Source organism: Photobacterium sp. BZF1 (assembly GCF_014349205.1).
Lineage (GTDB): Bacteria > Pseudomonadota > Gammaproteobacteria > Enterobacterales > Vibrionaceae > Photobacterium.
On sequence record NZ_JACSOF010000076.1, the window covers coordinates 23,960 to 29,959 of the forward strand.

4 protein-coding genes and 1 pseudogene are annotated in these 6,000 nt (G+C 43.2%); 1 reads left to right on the plus strand and 4 read right to left on the minus strand.

Annotation, left to right across the window (positions count from 1 at the left end):
- Positions 1-47: 47 nt before the first annotated feature.
- The 4 genes from BIZ37_RS17275 to BIZ37_RS17290 form a co-directional block, all read right to left on the minus strand.
- Positions 48-998, minus strand: a complete 951-nt coding sequence (locus tag BIZ37_RS17275; RefSeq protein ID WP_187462536.1) for a YeiH family protein — start codon at positions 996-998, stop codon at positions 48-50.
- 138 nt (positions 999-1,136) lie between these two features.
- The gene (locus BIZ37_RS17280; protein ID WP_187462537.1) at positions 1,137-1,460 is read right to left on the minus strand and encodes a YdbL family protein; all 324 of its coding nucleotides are present in this window, start codon (positions 1,458-1,460) and stop codon (positions 1,137-1,139) included.
- Positions 1,461-1,478: 18 nt separating this feature from the next.
- Complete coding sequence (locus BIZ37_RS17285) at positions 1,479-1,694, minus strand: YnbE family lipoprotein (protein WP_107296593.1); 216 nt, start codon at positions 1,692-1,694, stop codon at positions 1,479-1,481.
- Positions 1,695-1,796: 102 nt separating this feature from the next.
- Positions 1,797-5,111 carry a YdbH domain-containing protein gene (locus BIZ37_RS17290; RefSeq protein ID WP_187462538.1) on the minus strand — a complete coding sequence of 1,105 codons (3,315 nt, stop codon included), beginning with the start codon at positions 5,109-5,111 and terminating at the stop codon, positions 1,797-1,799.
- A gap of 389 nt (positions 5,112-5,500) precedes the next feature.
- Between BIZ37_RS17290 and BIZ37_RS17295 the strand changes: the two are divergent.
- Positions 5,501-6,000, plus strand: a pseudogene (locus BIZ37_RS17295) (divalent metal cation transporter); the annotation flags it as partial.

Below are 6,000 nucleotides of genomic sequence, written 5' to 3' on the forward strand. Positions count from 1 at the left end.
CAGATTTAATGAGTTCGCTGTCTTGGCATTAAGTAATGGACAGCCTATTAGCTGCTAAGTTGGATGTAGGCCAAAGACCCACCACCGATACATACCCATAACAAGACCCCGAGCAGTAAAGGTTGGATTCCTGCCGCCCTAAGTTTTTGGATAGTGATACCGGAACCGATCAAGAACAAACAGACTACGAGTACACGCTTGGACATTGAGAAAATCGCGGAATATAGCGACTGGAAATCAGGTAGTAGGTAGGCGACACCAATAGCTAAGCAGTAAAACAAGATGAAAAATGGCACACCAATTTTCTTACTGTTGCCTTTGAACATCAGGGCACTTAGGAAAGCGATTGGAATAATCCATAGGGCGCGTGCCAGTTTTAATGTTGTTGCTGTCTTCAAGGCCTCATCGCCATAGGCACCCGCAGCGCCGACGACTGATGACGTGTCATGGATCGCAATCGCAGCCCAGGTACCGAATGCATGCTGACTCATTTCCAAAGAGTGGCCAATCACCGGAAAGATAAACAAGGCGATGGCGTTAAGCACAAATACTGTCGCTAATGCTAGCGATGTTTGGTCATCTTTTGCATTGATTGCAGGAGCAACTGCAGCAATTGCACTTCCCCCACAAATAGCCGTACCTGAAGCGATTAGATGGCCGGTCTTTTGTTCGATACGCAATAGCTTAGTCAGTACATAACCAAGCAGTAACGTACAGAAAATAGAGGCAACAATTAGGCCTAGTCCCTGCTTACTAGCTTCGATCGCTTGATCGAGTTGGATGCCAAATCCTAGGCCAATGATGGAATAAGAAAGGAGCTTTTTCGTCAGTGCGGCCAAATTGAACTGGGATGGCACCAAGCCAAATGTTGCCAATGTGAAGCCGAGAACCAGTGCAATGGGAGAACTGACTACGGGAAGCAGGCACAGCAGCGCGACTGCAATGAAGATACCATCGGTCTTAGAAAGTTTATTGAAAAAAGAGTGAACAGCAGACATTGGTTTCAACTGTGAGTAAATCGTCGCAGGAGTATATGCGCAAAGGGGGATAAGGATAATTATAATATTCTTATGCCGGGGTTAAGTTTTGCTTAACGTTTAGTTCGACGTTCTTGAACGGCTCGTCGACAACTACATTTACTTTTTAATCCATTTGCCGGATGAGTCCTGATAGTAATTCCCCGGAGAGGTTCGCTCGATAGCTTTTTTGTGGGCAATATGCCCAACTTCTTTGACGGTTAAGCCATGGGAGACCGCTATTTTCTTGAAAGTGTTAGTTCGGCGGTTATTTACTTCAGAAATTAGGTTTCGGACTTGTTGAGACGGACGGGCGGTGACAGGAGCAATAAGACCCGTATTGGCTTCACCAACAAGGCCTTGGTCTTTTGCTTGCTGAAGATCGAGAGCAAATGCACTAAAAGCAAAAAAGAAAGATAGGAAGAAGGGCACTAATCGCGTCATGGCATACTCCCTGCCAACTCAAAAGACATCATCATCATTAAACAGCTCATCGATTTCCTTATCAACTTTAATACGAATTTCGTGTTCTATTTTGACGTTTAAATTCACTTCTATCGGCTTTTCAGAAGCGGTAACTTGTACCGTTGGTGTGCAGCCAGATAGTGTAGTCAGTGATAGTACCGAAATCATGGCGATAAAAAATGGTATATAAAACAGCTTAAGTTGGATATCCATTGGTTACAACCTTTTGTGGACTTCATACCTGATTGCCTACTTTAAAAGGCAAGGTGACAGGTGCGTCCAGCCATTTAATTTTAAAATTCAAGCGCAAAAATGCTACTTATCCACACCAATCTGCTTTAAGAACATATTTTCCAGCTTTGATGCATTTATCATGTTCAACGTTTTTAGTAATGCTGGAATGTTTTCTTCTATGCTGAGGTTCAGATTAATCGGACGCCCGGATAAAACATCTGGGTTACGGCCCTTAAACTGTGATCTGGCACTCAGTTGTCCTTCTTTAGAATAGTCTAGATTAACCTTGAGCGAGTGGTAGTTATAATTTTTGAGAATTTTGCTCACAACTAACAAGCTATTCTCACCCGCGGCTTCTACATTCTGATCGATGGCTGATCCTTCTTTGTATTTTAGGATCCCGCCAGGGTATCGAGCATGAAGCTTTCCCTCTTTAATCACAGGGGCGCTTTGCTCAACCCCTAATGGCAGAACTCCATCTACGATGCCTGTCATCTCAATATCTTTTGCTTCCATTGCTTCTATCAACTTCTCTAGCTTCAGCCCATGAACCCAAAGAGGGCTTATTGGTATGTCTGATAATGAATTGCTGACAACATTGTGCAAGCTAATATCGCCACCTAGCAGGTAAGCTTTGGCCCTATGAAGTTTGTAGAACGGCTTTTGGCTATCAAACTCAAGTAGGGCGTAAAGGTTTTCTAGTAAAATGCCTGCATGTAAGTAACTGACATGCAGGCTGATAGGTTGACGTGAACGAATGCCATGATTGGAAATGTCGACAGTAAGCGACACATTGAGATCGGCATAGTGGATATCATGGATATAGCCGCTCAAATTGTGGGTATAGAAGCCAACCTGACCTTCCCACTGGTTATCTTTTATTGTCATTTTTGCATCAAAGCCCAGTGAACCCGCATAAATATCATGATCAACCGGCAATTTGGGGAGATAGTATTTCTTTAGAGATTGCTTGCTGGAGAAAGGAATATCATTACGGTGTAACTCAATATTGGTTTGTTGCTGCTTTACCAAATAATCAATGGTATAGACAAACAATTTGGTATGGCGCTTATTTAAGATATTGCCTTTAAGTTGGGCTTTGTTTGGCGTTGCTTTGAGTTTACCTTCAGTGATGACACCAGGTAGGCGCTGGTTATTTTGATTTAGCGATAGATGAACCTGATACCCTGAGGAAACAGCATAAGCCGACTTGTCATTTGCAGAGAAATCTAGCTGTATATCAAGGTTGCTAATGACAGAGGAAAGTTGGCCGCTATATCGTTGTACAGGTAATTGGCTAGTATTTTTATTACGCCTTATTGCTGCAATTTCAGACTCAGTTGTACCATCAGGCGTGATTAGCTTTAGCGCGGAAAGGTTATCGGCATTGACGACAATAGCGTTTTTATTGTCGGTGAAAATGGAAAGCCTCGTCGTTTTGTCATGCTGAAATGCTTGTCTGAGATTAATCGAGTTTGCTGTAATGTTGAGGTTGTCAGCGTCAGCTTCTATCCATTCTCCTTGGTGCTGAATACTCATACTACCAATATTGAGTTGGCTATCGAGTAGTTGCATTTCAATCTTGTTATCAGTCCATTTTCCGGAGAGTGCAGAGCGAACTTGCGTGTCTTGAATATTGATAGCTGGACTTGGAAATAGCTGGGGGATAACAGCGCTAATCAGGCTCTTTGCGTGACACTGTAATGAATGGTCATTGTTCAAGAAAGGAATTTGGCATTGTAACTGAGTAAAATCGACAGCCAAGTCATAGCCAAATTGATCGTTGTAAAAGTGTAGCTGCTCGCTGCTTCTGTCGAGCCCCAACGCAATATTACCATTTCGATATTCAGCGTCGAACGTCAATGCACCATCTGTATTGAGCTCAAGCAAGGCTATCGCAGGCTTTACCTCCTTTTTTTGGCTAATTACCTGATGCTGGAAGGTGAAGCGATTGAGTTCAACGTTTACCTTTTCGGGTAAAACAACTTCCAGTGCATAACTTGCGTGTTCAACATCGCGGAAATGGAAGGGATCGCCTTGCTGTTTTTCACTGTTATCTTTAAAAGCCAGTGAAGTTTGCCTGGCGGAGATGACAATGGGTTTGGTAAGTTCCGCGCTGGGGATATCGTAAAGCTTAAGTCGATCGGTAAGATCTTGAGTCCGTTTGAACTTTGCTTCGCAGTGAAACAGTTTAGGTAGTGGGCTGATAAAGTTGATATCAGCTTTACAATCTACTTTATTGCCTTTGGGGCCAACCACAGAGCCTTTAAAATCAGCTTCTTCAAGTGTGCGGTGTTTGATCAGGACATCGATATTGTAAGGATCACTTGGTCCGAGCGCTTTGCCTTTTAGATGTAATTTGGCTTGCTTATCGGGCCTGTTTTGACGAACCCTAGGTGTATCCAATACCAGTTTGGCATCCATGATCAGGTTGCCATAGGTAAAGTGGCTCACTTTTAAATGCTTGAGAGGGAGTTGCGCTAAATTGGCAATAGCATGCCCTAGATGCAAGCCTTCATGAGTTTCATCTGGTTTTTCAAGGAACTCTGGGAGTTCGGTAGGCTGTGCAAAACGGAGTTGTTCCGCTAGCAATCGCATGCTCTTGGTTGGTTCGTTAAGATCGACCGTTAATGCAATATCATTCCCATGTTGTTCGAAGTCTTCTAGATCTATTTGCCATTGAGGGGTGAGTTTATCTATATGGACGGCAAGTGGTGTCTTATCCTGTTGCCAGCTGAGTGAAAAATGCCCACTAGTAAAACCTATTGGGTAGATGTTCTGGCCAATATCTTGTGGCAGGAATAGTTCTAAATCTGAAGAGCCAATAATGCCGGTAAGAGTGACAAAGGGATCGGTTGTCAGTACAAGTTGCAAATCATTGACCTGCTGGGGGACTTGGGTACCCACTGTATTTTCGATAGCGACAGAAGCCTTTTCACTGTGGGCACTAAATACGTATGGGGCGGAAAGGTCGGTAAGATTAAAGGTTATATCATTGAAAATAATGTCATTGATCTGAAGCCCATGCGGTTTTATGGCATTTTGGATTTCGGGCGCCAAACGCACGACAGTGTGCGGAGAAAGTAATCGCCATGATGAGGATGAAATTGCACTTTTGTCATCAGCAAAGTGCTCCAGAGATAGTTTCTTAATGGTAATTGCTGTTTTCTTAACGGATATAGAAAGCTCGTCAATTTGAAGGCGCTTACCAACATGGATACCAGAAATAGCATTGATTTCAATTCCCTTTGACGCCAGCCATGGGGGAATGAAAACAGCAAGCATGACAATGGCGAAGACAACAAAGAACAAACCATAGGTGAACAAGCGAACATACCGGTAGCGGCTGGGCTTGGAGGGTGTTGGATTGTTTTTGTTGCCTACAGCATTATTCATACGGCTATATTTATCTGACCAACATAAATGTTATATGACAATTCTAAGCATAATCGTTAGCGAGAAAGTTGTTATAAATATTGGATAAATCAAGCACTTCGAGAACAAACAAGCAGTGGTTGATTCTACTGCATGTGAATATACCTACTCATCTAGTATAAAATTTTGCCATTTTTTGAAGTCGCTGAAATGCAGTGATTTTTTTATTGTTTTTTTACCTTGCTTTGCCTGACATCACTCATGTTTGCAGGTGCTGATTTGATGTTATTCACTGGATTTTTGCTCATGTTTGGTTGAATTACCTGATTGGTTGTTTTGGGTAGGTTGATTGTTTGTGACAAAACTGAGACAAAGTGGGGACAATAAAAGAAAATCATCAGGATGTGATTATGTCAGAAACCTCTCCAATACAGCCATCTCCCTCAGGACCAATCTCAATGGGTAAGCTAATCCGCTCGCTTGGTCCCGGTGTAATGATGGCAACCGCAGCTGTTGGTGGCTCCCATTTAGTTGCCTCGACCAAGGCTGGTGCAATTTACGGATGGCAGCTCGCCGCATTGATTTTGCTGGTAAACCTCTTGAAATACCCATTTTTCCGAGCTGGCGTCCAATACACTATGGGAACAGGCAATAGCTTGGTACAGGGCTATGACGGGATGGGCCGTGGCTACCTTTGGGTGTTTACAGGGCTTAGCTTAATCTCTGGAGTGGTGAATACTGCAGCCTTGCTTTTGTTTAGTGCCAGTTTATTAGGTTACTTCCTACCATTTAGCCTGTCGCTACCAGTGCTATCAGGTATTGTTGTTGTGGCCTGTCTGGTGATTTTGATGGCCGGACATTATAAGGCTCTTGATAGCTTGTCTAAGGTCATTATGGCGGTCTTGGTGAT

Excerpts from the sequence above, each read along its gene's own strand:
- BIZ37_RS17285 (WP_107296593.1), bottom strand. The coding sequence starts at position 1,694 with ATGGATATCCAACTTAAGCTGTTTTATATACCATTTTTTATCGCCATG.
- BIZ37_RS17280 (WP_187462537.1), bottom strand. The coding sequence starts at position 1,460 with ATGACGCGATTAGTGCCCTTCTTCCTATCTTTCTTTTTTGCTTTTAGT.
- BIZ37_RS17290 (WP_187462538.1), bottom strand. The coding sequence starts at position 5,111 with ATGAATAATGCTGTAGGCAACAAAAACAATCCAACACCCTCCAAGCCC.
- BIZ37_RS17275 (WP_187462536.1), bottom strand. The coding sequence starts at position 998 with ATGTCTGCTGTTCACTCTTTTTTCAATAAACTTTCTAAGACCGATGGT.